Annotated in this window: 16 protein-coding genes; 6 read left to right on the top strand and 10 right to left on the bottom strand. The window is 54.0% G+C overall.

What is annotated here, in order from left to right; genetic code table 11:
- Nucleotides 1-430: 430 nt before the first annotated feature.
- The 5 genes from KI367_RS23840 (at nucleotide 431) to KI367_RS23820 (ending at nucleotide 6,186) form a co-directional block, all read left to right on the top strand.
- Entirely contained in the window at nucleotides 431-1,723 is a 1,293-nt protein-coding gene (locus KI367_RS23840) for a transporter permease (protein ID WP_212952466.1), read from the top strand.
- A 100-nt stretch (nucleotides 1,724-1,823) separates the two neighbouring features.
- Complete coding sequence (locus KI367_RS23835) at nucleotides 1,824-3,968, top strand: hydantoinase/oxoprolinase family protein (protein ID WP_212952464.1); 2,145 nt, start codon at nucleotides 1,824-1,826, stop codon at nucleotides 3,966-3,968.
- 39 nt (nucleotides 3,969-4,007) lie between these two features.
- Nucleotides 4,008-4,724: a hypothetical protein gene (locus KI367_RS23830; protein WP_212952462.1), complete on the top strand. Its 717-nt coding sequence runs from the start codon at nucleotides 4,008-4,010 to the stop codon at nucleotides 4,722-4,724.
- Between the two features lie 64 nt (nucleotides 4,725-4,788).
- Nucleotides 4,789-5,649, top strand: a complete 861-nt coding sequence (locus KI367_RS23825; protein ID WP_212952460.1) for a MurR/RpiR family transcriptional regulator — start codon at nucleotides 4,789-4,791, stop codon at nucleotides 5,647-5,649.
- A gap of 3 nt (nucleotides 5,650-5,652) precedes the next feature.
- Complete coding sequence (locus KI367_RS23820; RefSeq protein ID WP_281422530.1) at nucleotides 5,653-6,186, top strand: ABC transporter permease; 534 nt, start codon at nucleotides 5,653-5,655, stop codon at nucleotides 6,184-6,186.
- A gap of 88 nt (nucleotides 6,187-6,274) precedes the next feature.
- Here KI367_RS23820 and ilvA read toward each other — a convergent pair whose 3' ends face one another.
- From ilvA to KI367_RS27325, 6 genes are all read right to left on the bottom strand, one after another.
- Nucleotides 6,275-7,582, bottom strand: coding sequence for a threonine ammonia-lyase IlvA (gene ilvA, locus KI367_RS23815; RefSeq protein ID WP_212952457.1), 1,308 nt, complete (start codon nucleotides 7,580-7,582; stop codon nucleotides 6,275-6,277).
- Between the two features lie 201 nt (nucleotides 7,583-7,783).
- Nucleotides 7,784-8,389 carry an alpha/beta hydrolase gene (locus tag KI367_RS23810; RefSeq protein ID WP_212952470.1) on the bottom strand — a complete coding sequence of 202 codons (606 nt, stop codon included), beginning with the start codon at nucleotides 8,387-8,389 and terminating at the stop codon, nucleotides 7,784-7,786.
- Nucleotides 8,390-8,400: 11 nt separating this feature from the next.
- Nucleotides 8,401-9,348, bottom strand: coding sequence for a ring-cleaving dioxygenase (locus KI367_RS23805; protein WP_373316253.1), 948 nt, complete (start codon nucleotides 9,346-9,348; stop codon nucleotides 8,401-8,403).
- 328 nt (nucleotides 9,349-9,676) lie between these two features.
- Nucleotides 9,677-10,333: an SDR family NAD(P)-dependent oxidoreductase gene (locus KI367_RS23800; RefSeq protein WP_212952453.1), complete on the bottom strand. Its 657-nt coding sequence runs from the start codon at nucleotides 10,331-10,333 to the stop codon at nucleotides 9,677-9,679.
- 212 nt (nucleotides 10,334-10,545) lie between these two features.
- Nucleotides 10,546-10,935 carry a YbhB/YbcL family Raf kinase inhibitor-like protein gene (locus KI367_RS23795; protein WP_246537240.1) on the bottom strand — a complete coding sequence of 130 codons (390 nt, stop codon included), beginning with the start codon at nucleotides 10,933-10,935 and terminating at the stop codon, nucleotides 10,546-10,548.
- A complete protein-coding gene (locus KI367_RS27325) occupies nucleotides 10,932-11,072 on the bottom strand; it encodes a hypothetical protein (RefSeq protein WP_246537238.1) in 141 nt (46 codons plus the stop codon). The genes KI367_RS23795 and KI367_RS27325 overlap by 4 nt, the downstream gene beginning before the upstream one ends.
- A gap of 171 nt (nucleotides 11,073-11,243) precedes the next feature.
- Here KI367_RS27325 and KI367_RS23790 point away from each other — a divergent pair, with 171 nt between their 5' ends.
- On the top strand, nucleotides 11,244-11,909 hold the full coding sequence (locus KI367_RS23790; RefSeq protein WP_212952451.1) for a GntR family transcriptional regulator: 666 nt from the start codon (nucleotides 11,244-11,246) through the stop codon (nucleotides 11,907-11,909).
- Between the two features lie 247 nt (nucleotides 11,910-12,156).
- On the opposite strand, the gene KI367_RS23785 is transcribed toward KI367_RS23790, so the two are convergent.
- From KI367_RS23785 to KI367_RS23770, 4 genes are all read right to left on the bottom strand, one after another.
- Nucleotides 12,157-12,891: an ABC transporter permease gene (locus KI367_RS23785; RefSeq protein ID WP_212952449.1), complete on the bottom strand. Its 735-nt coding sequence runs from the start codon at nucleotides 12,889-12,891 to the stop codon at nucleotides 12,157-12,159.
- A 14-nt stretch (nucleotides 12,892-12,905) separates the two neighbouring features.
- Nucleotides 12,906-13,397, bottom strand: coding sequence for an ABC transporter permease (locus KI367_RS23780; RefSeq protein ID WP_246537237.1), 492 nt, complete (start codon nucleotides 13,395-13,397; stop codon nucleotides 12,906-12,908).
- A gap of 213 nt (nucleotides 13,398-13,610) precedes the next feature.
- Nucleotides 13,611-14,531 (bottom strand): ABC transporter ATP-binding protein, encoded by a 921-nt coding sequence (locus KI367_RS23775; RefSeq protein WP_212952447.1) that lies wholly within the window; start codon nucleotides 14,529-14,531, stop codon nucleotides 13,611-13,613.
- A 101-nt stretch (nucleotides 14,532-14,632) separates the two neighbouring features.
- Nucleotides 14,633-15,688 (bottom strand): sensor histidine kinase, encoded by a 1,056-nt coding sequence (locus tag KI367_RS23770; protein ID WP_212952445.1) that lies wholly within the window; start codon nucleotides 15,686-15,688, stop codon nucleotides 14,633-14,635.

Below are 15,688 nucleotides of genomic sequence, written 5' to 3'. Positions count from 1 at the left end.
TTTCGCTCACTCCATCTGCAAGGTTTTTTACCGATTTTCCGTGTTTTCTTTGCAGATGAATTCGACAATAGTGCCTCTAAACCCTTGTGAGATAAGGATTTTTTGATTATTCAGCAAGCCCTAATTAGTTCTTAAAAGCAAAGGCAGCGAAGGGGACGGAATCGATTCTTGCGGAGCTAAGGCTGTTTACGAAATAACTGCTTCGGAAGCATAGGTTGCGGTCGCCTAAAAGCTTTCCTACGGAAAGCTAGCATCGAAAGCATATGCTTTGTGAGCAGATTTCAACCATGAATCGTTAAAATCATAGAAATCTGTGAGCAACAGCGATCGGAAGAACGATCCGTAACCGAAGCGGCCACCTCGCACTATCAACTACTAGCTTTAAAGTTTGAGCCTGAATTTCAAGCCCATTTCGAGAGGGGAAATTTGGATGACAACGGCAATGTGGTTTCAAGCAATCGGTATTCTGCTCGTCTTTTTGGTGTTCGTCGGACTCATGATGGCGCGCAAGCTGCCGACCATTCTGGCGCTGCCCTGCATGGCGATCCTGTTCGCCGTCATCGCCGGCGTGCCGTGGGTTTCGGGCAATCCGGACACCGTTACCATCGCCAAAACCGTTCTGGCCGGCGGCTCCATGAAGCTGTCCGGCGCCATCGCCGGCCTCGTGTTCGGCGCCTGGTTCGGCCAAATCCTGAACAAGGTCGGCATTACCAAAGCGATTATCCGCAAGGCGGCCGAGCTGGCCGGAGACAAACCCGTACTTATAGCTATTCTGTTTTTTATTACCGCATCCATCATTTTTTCCGCCGCCGGCGGGCTCGGCATGGTCATCCTCGTCGGTACCATCGTCATTCCGATCATGCTCACGGCAGGCATCTCCCAATTCGTCGCCTCCATCGTCGTCCTGTTGGCCGTCGGCGTGGGCTCCCTCTTCAACGTTTCCAACTGGGCCGTCTACGTGGATGTGCTCGGGCTTTCGGTCGATAAAATCGCCAATTATACGTTGGTGGTGGCCCTCCCGCTGATCGTCATTTCGCTCATCATGATCGTCTTCTACGTGCAAAAGGACGGCAAAGGCCGCAAAGCCTGGTCGATGCCTGCCGCCACCCCCGGCGACAACAACAAGGTGCCGGCGTTTGCGCTGATCAGCCCGCTCGTGCCGGTCATTCTCGTCTTCATCTTCAAGATCGACATCGTCCCGGCCGTCATCGTCGGCGCGATCGTCACCCTGCTGCTCACGTGGCCCAAACGTCCGATCCACATCCTCTCCAGCGCATTGGTGGAAGGCATCCAGGACGTCGCCGGGGCGATGGCGCTGATGATCGGGATCGGCATCCTGCTCAGCTCCGTCATGTCGCCGCAGGTATCGGCCGTCATTTCGCCGCTGATCGAAACCGTGCTGCCGGGCAGCCCGCTTACGTACATCCTGTTCTTTACGATTTTGTCGCCGCTGGCAATTTACCGCGGACCGCTGAACGTGTGGGGACTCGGCAGCGGCATCGCCGCCCTCTTCGTGACGGCGGGCATGTCGCCGGTCGCGGCCATGCTTGCCTTGCGCGCGGTCAGCAACGTGCAGTCCGTATCCGACCCGACCAACTCCCATAACGTGTGGGTGGCCGATTTCACGAAAAGCGACATCAACGAAATTTTGAAAAAGACGCTGCCTTGGACGATGGCGTCCGTGCTGATCTCGGTGATCATCGGATCGTTTATGGTGTTTTAACCGCGGTTAACCGGCATCTGGACCGGTGCTTCCCGACATCGACAAAACCGGGCGAAGGGCCCCGCAAAAGGTTCTTTGCCCGTCATCTCAGGAGGACATTATGCACAGACGAAAGGTTCGAGTAGGCATCGACGTCGGCGGCACGTTCACCGACGCGGCCTTGATCGACAACGAAACGTACGAAGTCATCGAAAAAATGAAAATCCCGACCACGCACCATGACCCGGACGGCGTGGCGAAAGGGATCGTGCAAATTCTGAATCGCATTTTGAGCAGCAAAGGCATCGATCCCGAAGACGTCGTCTTTATCGCCCACGGCACCACGCAGGCGACTAACGCTTTGCTGGAGGGCGACGTGGCCCGCGTCGGCATCATCGGCATGGGCTCCGGCCTGGACGGCCTCAGCGCCCGCTCCGAATCCAACCCCGGGGATATCGAGCTTGCGCCGGGGAAATATCTGCAAACCTACCACACCTATCTCGACTCGAAAAACTTGACGGACGATCAGATCGAAGCCGCCATCGACGAGCTCATCCGGCAGGGCGCCGAAGTCATCGTCGCTTCCGAAGCCTACAGCGTCGACGATCCTGCCAACGAGCTCCGCGTCATCGAGCTTGCGGCCCGCAAAGGCGTGTATGCAACGGGCGGCCACGAAATCAGCCAGCTCTACGGCTTAAAAACCCGGACGCGCACCGCCGTGATCAACGCCTCGCTTATCCCGAAAATGATGGAGACCGCCAATATGACCGAAAAGTCCGTCAAAGACGCGAACATTTCGTCCCAGCTCATGATTATGCGCTGCGACGGCGGCGTCATGAGCATCGACGAGGTGCGGAAGCGGCCGATTCTGACGATGTTGTCCGGCCTGGCCGCCGGGGTTGCGGGGGCGCTGATGTACGAAAAAATTTCGGACGGCATCTTCTTTGAGGTCGGCGGCACCAGCGTCGATATTTCCGTCATTAAAAACGGCAAGGTCATGATCAAAAACGCCGAGGTCGGCGGACACCGCACGTACCTGCAGTCCCTGGACGTCCGCACGCTCGGCATCGCCGGCGGCAGCATGATCAAGGTCTCGGGCGGGCGCATCGCCGACGTCGGTCCGCGCAGCGCGCATATTGCCGGCAAGGAATACGAAGCTTTTGCATCCGCCGACGATATCGTCAGCCCCGGGGTCCGCTTCATCAGCCCAAGGGCGGGCGACCCGGCCGAATACGCGGTCTGCGGATGCGCAAACGGAAAGGAATATGCCTACACCCTTGCCGGGGCCGCCAACATTCTCGGATACGTTCCGGAAGGGGACTATGCGAAAGGCAATAAAGAAGCGGCGCTGAAAGCCTGGGAGGCGCTGGCGGAATCCGTCGGGGTTAGCGTGGAGGAGGCGGCCAGACAGGCGATGGACATCGCCATCGATAAAACGATGAAAACCGTCAACGCGATGATCGACGACTACGAGTTGGACCGAAGCTTCGTTACGCTCGTCGGCGGCGGGGGCAGCGGCGCGGTGCTCGTGCCCGCCATGGCCGAACGCGAAGGCTTCAAATGCCGGATCGCGAACAACGCCCCTTACGTCTCCACGATCGGCGTCGCGCTGGCCATGGTCAAGGAACAGCTGGAGCGCACCGTCGTAAATCCGACCGAAGAGGACATCAAACGCATCCGGGCCGATATCGTCGAGCGGATCGTCAAGTCCGGAGCCTCCGAGGAGACCGTGGAGGTGACGATCGAAATCGACAGCCAGAAAAACATTCTGCGGGCCGTCGCCACCGGCTCCACCGAACTTCGCTCCAAGAATCTTGCCCAGGAGGCGATGCCGGTCCGGCAGATGCAGGAGATCGCCGCGAGCTCGATCGATCGGCCGGTCGAAGCCACCGTGCTTGCGGCACAAACGGGGCGCTGGAGCCTGTTTGCCAGCGAAAGCGTCAAAAAGTCCTTTTTCGGGCTGATGAAAAAGAAAACGAGCGGCGTCAGCGTCCTGGACCGCGAAGGCGTCGTCCGCTTCAAGAAAAACAACGCCCATTATAAAGCGGTGCCCAAGTCCGACCGCGGCGCATTGAACGATTTTCTGGACGAAAACACCGTTTATTCCGACGCCAATGCCACCATTCCGAAGGTGTTCGTATTTTACAAGGAAAAGATGCTGGATTTGACCGGCATGCAGACCAAAGAGCAGCTGCTCTCGATTCTGGACATCGAAACCGAAATGCTGCTGGACGAAGATGAGATGCTGGTTGTCGCCTATCAGTAAAACTTCGGGATTTCGACATCAAAAAGGAGGTTCGTCCGGATGCCTGTCCTTCCCTTCCCCCTCTGCGCTTTATCCGATGAAATCATGGGCTGCCTGGAGCTCGGGCGCGACCTGCTTTTTCATAAAATCCCGGAAGCCGACATTCCGTATTACGTTCATGCCTCGCTTCGGGCCGGCCGCCTTGCGGCAGCGCCATACCGGGGGAAAAACATCCGGGAAATGTGCAGGGAAGCCGGGCTCCGCTACGAGGTCACGCATGCCTCCGGCACGTTTCACGGCGTCGCTTTTCGGGCGCAAATCGATTTTGCCGCGAATCCGCCCACAATCATCGTGTACGCGGATTCTTTGGAGGGGATGCGGCGCGTGTCCCGGGAAGTGCTCGCGGAGCCGCGCGAAACGTCCCGGTCATCCAATCCCGAAGCGGATTTGAACCTGATGATCGACATTCATTTGGCGCACGAGTTTTTTCATTTTTTGGAGTATCGGGACGGAGCTTTTACGAACGAAAGGCTGGAGCGAATCGAGGTTTTTAGGCTCGGACCGTATACGAAAAAGGCAAGCGTGGCACAATGCAGCGAAATCGCGGCCCATGCTTTTTGCAAAACGCTGCTGAACCTTCCCTGCCTCCCGAACCTGCTGGATTACGTTTACCTGATCAAGGAAGGGCTGATGACGGGGGAACAATTCCAACGGCGGATCGAAGCCTGCAAATGTTGGATGTCGCGGCCTCTGCATCCCTCACCCGGTGTGATATAATGAGGAAAGCTAACGAAAATTTACCGGATTCGTCATTTCCAGCGTTAGATCAGGAGGAGGTATCATGTCTTCACAGATTCCGGCCGTCATCGCAAAAATCGTGTCCCAAACCCAAAAATTGACCTTCGGCGAAAACCAGATCGCCAATTTCGTCATACACAATCCGGATTTTATTACGCGCAACACGATCACGGCCATTGCCAATGAAATCGGCGTATCGGAAACGAGCATCAACCGATTTTGCAAAAAAATAGGCTTCAAGGGCTTTAACGATTTTAAAATCGCTTTTGCCCAGGACGCTTTTTACCGCGATATGCAGGCCAAGAAAAAAGAACGGCGGGAAATCAACCCGATCGACGCGCTGGCCCTCGATTACAACGAATTGATCGTCAATACGTCCGCGCTTGTCACCGAAGAGCAGCTCCTCCGCGTCGTTGACATTCTGAAAGGGGCACGGCGGATTTACGTGATCGGCCTCTTCGATTCCTATCTGGCAGCCATCGCCCTGAAGAACCGCCTGGCGATTATCGGCATCCATGCCGAAGCGCTGAACGACAGCCGCGCCATGAAAATCGCCGCCTCCCAATGCGGCAAGGAAGACGCCGTCGTCGCCTTCTCCCGCTCCGGTTCCACGAAGGAAGTGGCGGACACCGTTGCGATCGCGCAGGTCAAGCAAGCCAAAACCGTCGCGATCACCTGTTACGATTCGTCGCCGATTACCGAAAACGCGGACGTGAACATCATCGTGCCGGACAAAATCTCGGTGAGCAACAGCGCGCTTTTATCCAATCATATCACCTTCCTGTTCGTCGTCGATCTGCTCATGAGCATCTTCATCTCTTCGGACAAGGCCTATTTGAAAAAAAAGCTCGACAGCGAGGCCGTGCTGGCCAGCGATCAGGCGATCACGAATTATTTCTTGTAACGTTTGCGGCCGTTTTCCGGATCATCCCGGAAGGCGGCCTTTTCAACGGGTGCCAGAACGGTTCTCATGCTGGTGGTAAGCGGATGCGTGCTGCTGGTGGGCGCCGTTCTTCTCGGTACGCGTTTGGGCCTGCTCTCTCTTCTGCTCGTGCTCGTCGTGCTGCTCGTCGGAACGGTCTGCTTCACGGCCATCGGTTTTATCGCGGCGAATTTGTCCCGCGACGAAAGCAACGTGAACATGATTTCCAATCTGATCGGCTTTCCGATGCTGTTTACGAGCGAAGCCTTTTATTCGCTGGCGCATGCGCCCAAGTGGGTCGTCGTCATCGGGAAATTGCAGCCTTTCCACTACCTCGTCGAAGCGATGCGAATCGCGGTATCCCCGGGGGAAGCGGTCTCTGCGCTCTGGCTCCCGCTCGGCATTCTCTTAGGCTTTACCGTCGTTTGCGTCGCGCTCGCGGTGTTCACCTTCCGATGGGACAGCGAAAGGCCGGGGAAACGGAAAAAACAGAAAACGCGCATGACGGCGGCAACATAAAAATCCCCTATTACCGACCGTTCCGATGCTCATGCAAAAACCCCCGCGCTAGCCGTCAAGCCGGCTTACGCGGGGGATAGAAGAACAATTAAATCAGAATATTGTACAAATTCGAGTCCTTGTTCAGCTCGGTATACTGCAGCCCTTTGCGGTTCATGCGCTCGATCAGCGGCAGGTAGTCCTCTTTGCTGTTGAGCTCGATGCCGACCAGCGCCGGGCCGTTTTCCTTGTTATGCTTTTTCGTATATTCGAAGTTGGTGATGTCGTCGCCGGGGCCGAGCACGTCCTCGAGAAACTCGCGGAGCGCGCCGGAACGCTGCGGGAAATTGATCATGAAATAATGTTTGATGCCTTCGTACATCAAGGAACGCTCCTTGATTTCCTGCATCCGGTCGATATCGTTGTTGCCGCCGCTGATGATGCAGACGACGTTTTTGCCTTGGATCTGCTCGCTGTACAGGTCCAGCGCGGCGACCGGCAGGGCGCCCGCCGGCTCCACGACGATCGCGTTTTCGTTGTACAGGTCAAGGATGGTCGTGCACGCTTTGCCTTCCGGCACCTTCACGATGTCGTCGAGCTTGCTCGCGCAAATCGCGTACGGCATGTCCCCTACCCGTTTGACCGCGGCCCCGTCGACGAATTTGTCGATCTCCTCCAGCGTCACCACTTCACGGCGCAGCAAAGCTTCGCTCATCGAAGCCGCTCCCGACGGCTCCACGCCGATCACCTTCGTCGAAGGGCTGACGGCTTTGATGTACAAGCCCACTCCCGCCGCCAGGCCGCCGCCTCCGATCGTTACGAATACGTAATCCGCCGGCACGTCCAGGCTCTCCATGATTTCCATTCCGACCGTGCCGTTGCCCGCGATAATTTTCGGGGCGTCGAACGGGTGGATAAACGTCATGCCCTGCTCTTTGCAAGCCTTCATCGCCTGCTCGAAAGCGTCGTCGAACGTATCGCCGATCAGGACGACTTCGACGTTGCTGCCGCCGAAACGCTTGACCTGCTTCACCTTCTGGTTCGGCGTCGTGCTCGGCATATATATTTTGCCTTGGATGCCAAGGGCATTGCAGGAGAATGCGACGCCTTGGGCATGGTTGCCCGCGCTTGCGCACACGATGCCCCTTGCCCGCTCTTCATCCGTTAAGTTGCGAATCATGTTGTAAGCGCCGCGGATTTTAAAGGACCGCACGACCTGCAAATCTTCCCTTTTCAAATAGACGTTGCATTTGTATTTCGCCGACAGCACGGCATCGTGCTGAAGCGGCGTGCGCACGATCACCTCGCGCAGCACGTGATGGGCTCGCACGATATCCTCCATCGAAACCGATTGGTCGCTGACTTCCGGCGCCGGATTGGCAACGCCCGTAGCCGTTTCTTGCACATGTTCCTTCATTTTGTTCCCCTCACTCCATCAGCCCGCATTTATCGCTTCCGGGCTTTGATTCTCGCCTTAAAAGTTTATTACTCAGTACCGTACCTTTTTTGCGGCGTTTTTTCAAGAGGAATTTCGGAAAAATCGATTTCGGGTCGCGGATCGCCACAACGCAAAAAACCTCCCGTCCCATGTCAGGACAGGAGGTTCTCCCTTATAGATTTAGAAGCGGTTATCCAGCCAGTCGGAGGCGGCGTACAGCTCCCTTTTGCTCAGCTGATGGCCCTGGTTGTCCCAATGCACTTGAACCTCGGCTCCCGCTCCGGACAATAGCGACTGGAGCTCTTCCGTTTCGGACACGGAGCAGAGCGGGTCGTTTTTGCCTGCGCCGATAAAGACCGGAACCCCGGTCAAATCCGGCAGCTGCTTGCCGCGCAGCGGCACCATCGGATGGAGCAGCACCGCTCCCCACAGCGCATGCTCGTAATGGAACAGCAGGCTGGCGGCGATGTTGGCGCCGTTCGAGAAGCCGACGGCGATCATGCGCTCGCGCTGCAGGCCGTATGCCTTCGCCGCTTCGTCGAGAAAATCGTTCAGCTCTTTCGTGCGGAACACCAAGTCTTCTTCGTCGAACACGCCTTCCGCCAACCGGCGGAAAAAGCGCGGCATGCCGTTTTCGAGCACGTTGCCGCGCACGCCCAGCACGGACGATTCCGGCGAAAGCATCTCGGTCAGCGGCAGCAGGTCATGCTCGTTGCCCCCGGTGCCATGCAAAAGGACCAGCACCGGCGCAGCCGGATCGGAACCTTGTTTAAAAACATGTTTCATGCTTAAATTGCTCATTGGAATTCTCCCTTCACTTCACGTACTTCAAGCTTGGTCAATATTTGTTCGATCAATTCGCGCTGCGGCTCGTACCATTCCGGCAGCATCAAATGCGTGCCCAGTTCCTCGAAAGTTTCGTCGCGGGCAAAGCCCGGAGGATCGGTCGCGATTTCGAACAAAATACCTCCCGGTTCACGGAAGTATATCGCATTAAAATACTGGCGGTCAATGACCGGCGTCGGCTGGAAGCCGATTTCCGCCAGCAGCGCGCGCCATTGTTCGTGTTCTTCATAGTCTTTGGCCCGCCATGCGATGTGATGCACCGTGCCTGCGCCGGGATCGCCCCACGGGGCGTTTTCGGCATTGACGTCGATGATGTTCCCGATGTCCCCGAATCCTTTAAAGCGAACAAGGCCGTTTTCTTCGGCCACGCGCTCGAGACCTAGCACTTTTTCCAGCACGAGCATCGTATTTTTCGAGGAGATGCTGCTGAGCATCGCGCCTCCAAATCCTTTGATCGCATGTTCCGCCGGAATGCCGTTAAAGGACCAGCGGCTTGGCGCTCCTTCCTCGCGTTCCACGAGCTCGATTTGCAATCCCGATGGATCGAAGAAACGCAGGTAGCTCTCCCCGAACCGGGAAGTTGTTTCATGACGGATGCCAAAGGAATCGAGGCGTTTCGCCCAAAAGTCCATGCTGCCGGCCGGAATGGCATATACCGTCATGCTTACTTGCCCGCCGCCGATGACGCCCGTTCTCGCATTGTCCTGCGGAAAAAACGTGATGATCGTGCCGGGGCTGCCCTTTTCGTTGCCAAAATACAAATGATATACTTCGGGCGCGTCAAAGTTAATCGTCTTTTTGACCAGTCTCAATCCGAGGACGCCGGCGTGAAAATCGACGTTTTGCTGCGCGTTGTTCACGAATGCCGTTATATGGTGAATGCCTGCTGTTTTCAGCATGGTCATGATGCGATGCCTCCTTTTATAAAATCTCTAATTTAAGATTATTAATTATATAATATGTGATTTGAAGATAAATAGCAAGGGGTTTGATTTCGAGCCTGCCAACAATAAGTGAAAAACCTATGTGAAGTGAACCGTTGCCCACGAATCATAAAGTAAAAGACCGGAACTCCTTGTTCATCAAGGAATCCCGGTCTTTCGATTCTCCAAAATATTCGTATATCGTTCGAAGTCCGCAGGGTCACTTGTTCCACTGGGCTATCATTGCAGATCCAAACCAGTCAAGCGCGCGCTGAGCTCCCACAGCCTGCGGCGAAATGGGCCGTCATAGGCTTGCTTGTCGGCAGTTGCTTCCCTTTTGCGATCGAAGTATTTCCCCGTCACTCCTTCGAGTTCGGCCGAAACAGCCAGATGGACGACCGCATCTGCTCCGGAACGTTTCGGCCAACTCGAACGTGAACGCTACGAGTGCAAGCTTGCTTTGCTGATAGGCCGCTAACGGCGAATAACCTCGTTCCAGCATCAAGTCGGATAAATCGATCCGTTTCTGACTTGCGGACGCAACATTCACGACCCGCGCCGAATTGGCTTTCAACATGGGCAGCAGCAAACCGGTCAGCAGATACGGGGCCAAATAATTGACGGCAAGCATAAGCTCATATCCGTCCCGGCTTAAGGCGCGCGCTCCTGTTCCACCGGTACCCGCGTTGTTGATCAGCGCATCGAGACCTGCATACTCGGCCTGTACCTCCGCTGCGAACCGCTGCACTTCGGCAAGCGACGAAAAGTCCGCCTTATGAAAACGAATGTTTTCGTTTCCCGTTAACCGGACGATCTGCTCTACCGCAGCCCTTCCCCGCTCGTCATTTCTCCCGTGCACGATAACGGTCGCTCCGCGCGACGCCAAATCGATCGCGGTCTGTTTGCCGATGCCGTCCGTCGCTCCCGTAACAAGAATCGTTTGTTCATGGATCGGCTTCATGATGCTCCCGCCTTCTTAATGGCAATTTTGTTTTTGATTTTGCTCCCGCAGCCGCAAATGATCGTATGCTTCAAATTTTTAATCGGTTGGCGGCATACGGGACATACAATTCGATGACGAACCGTTTTGCTTCACCTCTCCTCCCTTATATGACGATGCTTCGGTTGAAGCATCTGGCGTTTCTCCCCCTTTGCAGCATGCGAACACTCGGGTTACTTCACTTCACCTGTTGCCATGAGGATTGCTCTCCCCAGCGTATGGCCCAGCATGGTGAATCCCAGGAGAGCCGGCGTGGCGCTTGGGTCAACGCCGATCTTCTCGACATCCAGCGCATGAACGACAAAATAATACCGATGAGGACCGTGTCCCGCTGGAGGCGCCGCACCGATAAACCGTTCAAGCCGCAAATCGTTCGGCAGTTGCAAAGCGCCTTCCGGCAAGCCGCTGCCATGTTCGTCGCCTGCGCCGGCCGGCAGTTCGGTGACGCCGGCAGGGATGTTGATGACCGCCCAGTGCCACAGGCCCGATCCGGTCGGGGCATCCGGGTCATACGCGGTGACGGCGAAACTCTTCGTGCCTTCGGGCGCACCCGACCATTTCAAATGGGGCGAAAGATCTTTGCCCCCTCCTCTCCAGACGCGTATTGCTGGGGAGGCAAGGGAAAGCCCTCTACAATATCGTTACTCGTTACCTGAAAGGCCGCGACTTCCGGCAATTTGGCAAATGGGTTGTTGTTCACTGTAAACTCCTCCTTTTTTGTGAGATTCGATTATATATTCAAGAATCGATTCTGTAAACATAAATATTTTTATTATTGAATTTTCGAATTTTAGCTTGTTTTTTTATAAGTTTCAGTGTAAATTATTTAAACGTGGATTATCCCGATGTTATAAAGGATGGTGTCGGCTTCATGGCGAAAAGAAACGGTTCGTCCACTTTAAGTGAAAATGTTACAAAGAAACTGCGGCATGATATTTTGGCCGGGCAATATGAACCAGGCTCTCCATTAACCGTTTCGGAACTAGCCAAAAGTTTTGATGTCTCGGTTGCCGTCGTTCGGGAAGCACTGACCCGGTTAGCAACCCAAGGCCTCGTTTTGCAAAACCCGAATCACGGCTTTTCCGTGAAAACGGCGTCGGAGGAAGAATTGAAAAGCATCATCGAAGCGCGGTTGATCAATGAATCCGCAGCATTACGCCTGTCCATCGCCCATGGCGATCTCACATGGGAATCCAATGTAATCGCCCTTCACCACAAATTATCGCAAACGGCCGAATACGAAGAAGCGGATCAAAAGCTTGCCATTCGCGAAGAGTGGTCCGACATCCACCGTCAATTTCATTACCAGCTTATCGCCGCATGCCCCAATGCGCTTCTCCTGGATATCTGCAGACGCCTCTGGGATTTGAGCGAATTTTATCGACATTGGTCGTTCCAACAGCAGCCGACCCGCGATGGCCGCGCCGAACATAAAGCATTAACCGATGCCGTTCTTAGCCGCGACAGCGATCGTGCCGTCGACATCTTTAGAACGCACATCCAACTCACTGCGGACAACCTGCTTGACAATCTATAACAGACGATGCCTTCAAAGCGCCGCCTTTACAGAATTCCGTTATAGATTAGTGGCAATATAAAAAGGCAAAATAAAACACCTTCAAGAACATGCAACCATCTCGTAAGGTATGGAAGCATCTTTGAAGGTGTTTTTTTCGCGGCAACAAGAGTAAGCTGCCTGGTGGAAAAAACGATGAATGCGAAAAGGCATTACCATGAGCATGCCCCGAAAGGTTACGCCCCCTGATCATGCCGCAATCGATCGCTTATAACCAGTCTCTTCTTTCAAAAAAGCGCTGCCCGACAAGCAAATAAGCCACTCCGGTAACCAACGTAATCGCCCATAAACTGTATGGTTCGACCCTTGGGGCATAGATGGCCGCCTGCGGCATCATCACGTAATAGGGAATCGTAAACGGAAGCCAGGCTCCGATCGCGGAATGAAACCCGGTCAGCACGATGTTCGGCACGACATAACCTACGGACAACGCGAGGGAAGCGCCGAAATTGCGCACTTTAATGGAAACGATCAGCTGCAGGGCGGCGAGCGGCAGAATGCCGATCCATCCCCCAAGTCCGGTATACAGCAACGTTCCCCAAGGAATGCTTCCCGGAGCGCCCGCCAGCTTTCCTGCGGCAAGGTAGCCCAACATGAATACAAGTTGCACCAATGCCAGAATCCCGATTAACACCAAGTATTTGGCATAGAATACGTTATGCCGCGGACCGGGAGATCCAAGCACGATCTTCCAGCCCCCATCCCGGTGCTCGTACATACACAATAAGGAAGCCAGAATCCCGCAATAGAGAGGAAAGAAAAACATCGAGTGAAGATTCACGCTGTGGATATAAAGGGTCGTCCAGCTCGGCGCAAAAAATTCCTTCAGGCTTTGGAGCTGCTCCACGCCCATGGCTGCATTGATCAGCGTATCCAGCAAAGCCAGCAAAAAAACAATTTTCCATTGGGTCTTCATCGTTTCGGCACGCAAAAGCATTTTCATGTCTTCTGTTCCTCCTATTCAAACTCTCTTCTGGCGAACATGAAAGCTCCCAGGACGGACAACAACAATCCCACGCCTAGCGATATCCATATCCACTGTACATGACCGGGAATAAGCTGACTGGATAAAGCGGGATATGACCAAGGAAGAAGATGAATGATGAAAGAACGGCTTCGGGCCAAAAACAGGCTGGAAATGGAGCCGAATATTCCTATAGCCAGCGGCAGCGCCTGATTGGAAAACACGGTGGAAAACCACAGCTGGATCGCCATCATCGGCAGGGAAGACAAGCAGACGAAAAGCGGCTGTAAGATCAGGATTTTCCACGGCAGCGGTTCGCTCGTATATAAAAACCAAATGATGCACATGCCCACGACCGTAATCGCCACGGTGCACAGCTGCAAAATGAAAATCCACAGCAAATTCGCCAGATAAATCGATCCTTTGGGGATCGGCATGGCCAGCAGCTGCTTCCAAGCCTTCGTTTCGTGCTCCGTACCTGCCATTATGCTGGCAAGAATCGTAATGCCCAATAAAAAAAACAAACGAGATAAACATATACATGACGGCAAAACCCGCATAGACTCCCCCGGGTCCTTGCCGAAAATAAAGGTACCATTCGAGCGCCGTCATGCTGATTAAAATGATGCCTTGAAAGAAAGGGATCAAGCGGCATAACCTCTTCAGTTTGAGGCCTTCGGCACGGATCAGCTCCATATTCATAAGCTTTGCTCCTGCCCGGTCAATTCAAGGAAAATTTCTTCAAGGGTCTTTTTCTTCTCCGTTACCCTGTAGACATCATGCCGCCGTCCAACAAGATATCGGATCATTTCGGCCGATTCCTTCCGACCGGTTACGGAGGTTCTAAGCTGACCTGTCGCTGCATCCGGCTCCGCATCCCATCCGTTGTCGTTCAAGGCAGCCGCTGCTTCCATAGGCCGGTCGATTTCCATCCATACATAAGGCCTGCTTCGTTCGGTTAATTCCTGAAGCGGCCCTTGGAAGATCAATTCTCCATGGTTAATAATCCCTACATAGGTGGCCACTTGCTCAATTTCACTCAAGAGGTGGCTGGAGAGCAAAACCGTGATGTCAAAGTCACGGGGCAGCCGCGTAATCAGCTCGCGGATTTCTTGAATGCCGGATGGGTCCAAACCGTTCGTCGGCTCGTCCAGAATCAGCAGCTTGGGCTTTGTAATCAGCGCCATCGCAATGCCCAGACGCTGTTTCATGCCAAGGGAATACCCCTTCACCGGACGATGGGCGGCTTGCTCCAGCCGGACCCATTGCAAAACCTCGTTGATTCTGGATTCCGGAATCCCGTGCATCAGCGTTACGATTTTCAGATTTTTATAGCCTGAAAGATGGGCATAGTAAGACGGAGATTCGACGAGCGATCCCACATCTTTTAATATCTCCATTCGGTTTTTGTTCAGATCTTTGCCCAAAATGCGGATATCTCCGGACGAAGCGCGGATCAAACCAAGGAGCATCCGGATCGTGGTTGTTTTCCCGGCTCCGTTCGGCCCCAAAAATCCATAGATCTCTCGCTTCGGAACCTTCAGGTCAATCCGCTTCACCGTCTCCCGTTGTCCAAACCTTCGCGTTAGCTGATGGGTGTCGATTGCATAATCCGTCATTGTTTATTCCTCCTGCTTGCATCTTAACGAACATCTCAAGTGTAGCAATGCAGGGTAAATAACAGGTAAACAAGGAATAAACGGCAGCCTAATTCATCGGCCTAATTCGGCAATGTGATTTCAACCCGGGTGCCCCCGCCGTCAGCCTTCATGATGTTCATCCGTCCGGAATGCGCTTCGACAAAGGCTCTGGCGATCGCGATCCCTTTGCCGGAATGAACCATCCCCTCCTTCAGCACGCCCTCGCCGATCCCGACTCCATTGTCCTCGATCACAATGAACCCGCTGTTATCTCGAACTGCAAATTCGCATGTAACCTGAGTTCCGGGAGGATTATGGATCACGGCGTTCATCAGTACGTTTTGAATGGCTCTCCCGAGCAGCTTGCTGTCAAAATCCATCCTATACATGCTTTCCGAAGCCGTAAAAGTAAACAGGGTATGCTCCGCCAAAGGATGGTTTGCGATATCGATGACCACATCGCGCAGAAAATTCACCATATCTTCCTTTTTGCGGTCCATGGGAAATGTCTCTACCGGCCAGCGGTTCGTATGATTCAAATCCTGGATCAGCCTTTTGATGTCGGCCGTCTTATCGCTGATCTGCCTGCTGAAATTCGACTTTTCTTCATCGGTCCAATGATACTCGGCTGCGGTTAACATGTGGGCGTAACCCTCAATATAGGACAGCGGCGTTTTCAGGTCGTGACTGATGGAAGAAATCCATTCCTGCTTTTTGGCTTCCATATTCAGCCGCTCCGCTTCGCTCTGACGCAGCTGCTCCGATAACTGGCTCATCTCCTCGAACAATTCCTTGTATAACGCATAAGGATAACGATAGCTTTTTTCTTGTACGGCACCCTTGGATTGCTTCCGAACATGGTCTTCGGGCTGTTGGTAGTTCCCATCGTATAAACGGTGGATCCAACGAATGAAATAGATCAGGGGTTTGCCAACGCTCCAGCCGCAAGCCAAAATAATGAAGACGATTAGAATGATCCCTAATGAAAAGAGTAATGTTCTTGTGGATATGAACTGCAGCGGAGTTATGATCTCCCGAAGATAAATAAGGACAATCGCAAGTATGATAAAGCAAGCAACGGAAGCCGCCACCAGCACGAGGGTGAACTGAATAAAACGAATCGCCATTTTGATCAT

Source organism: Paenibacillus cookii, assembly GCF_018333375.1.
GTDB lineage: Bacteria > Bacillota > Bacilli > Paenibacillales > Paenibacillaceae > Paenibacillus_AQ > Paenibacillus_AQ cookii.
Note: the sequence above shows the minus strand (reverse complement) of the source record. Positions and strands in the feature narration are given on the sequence as shown.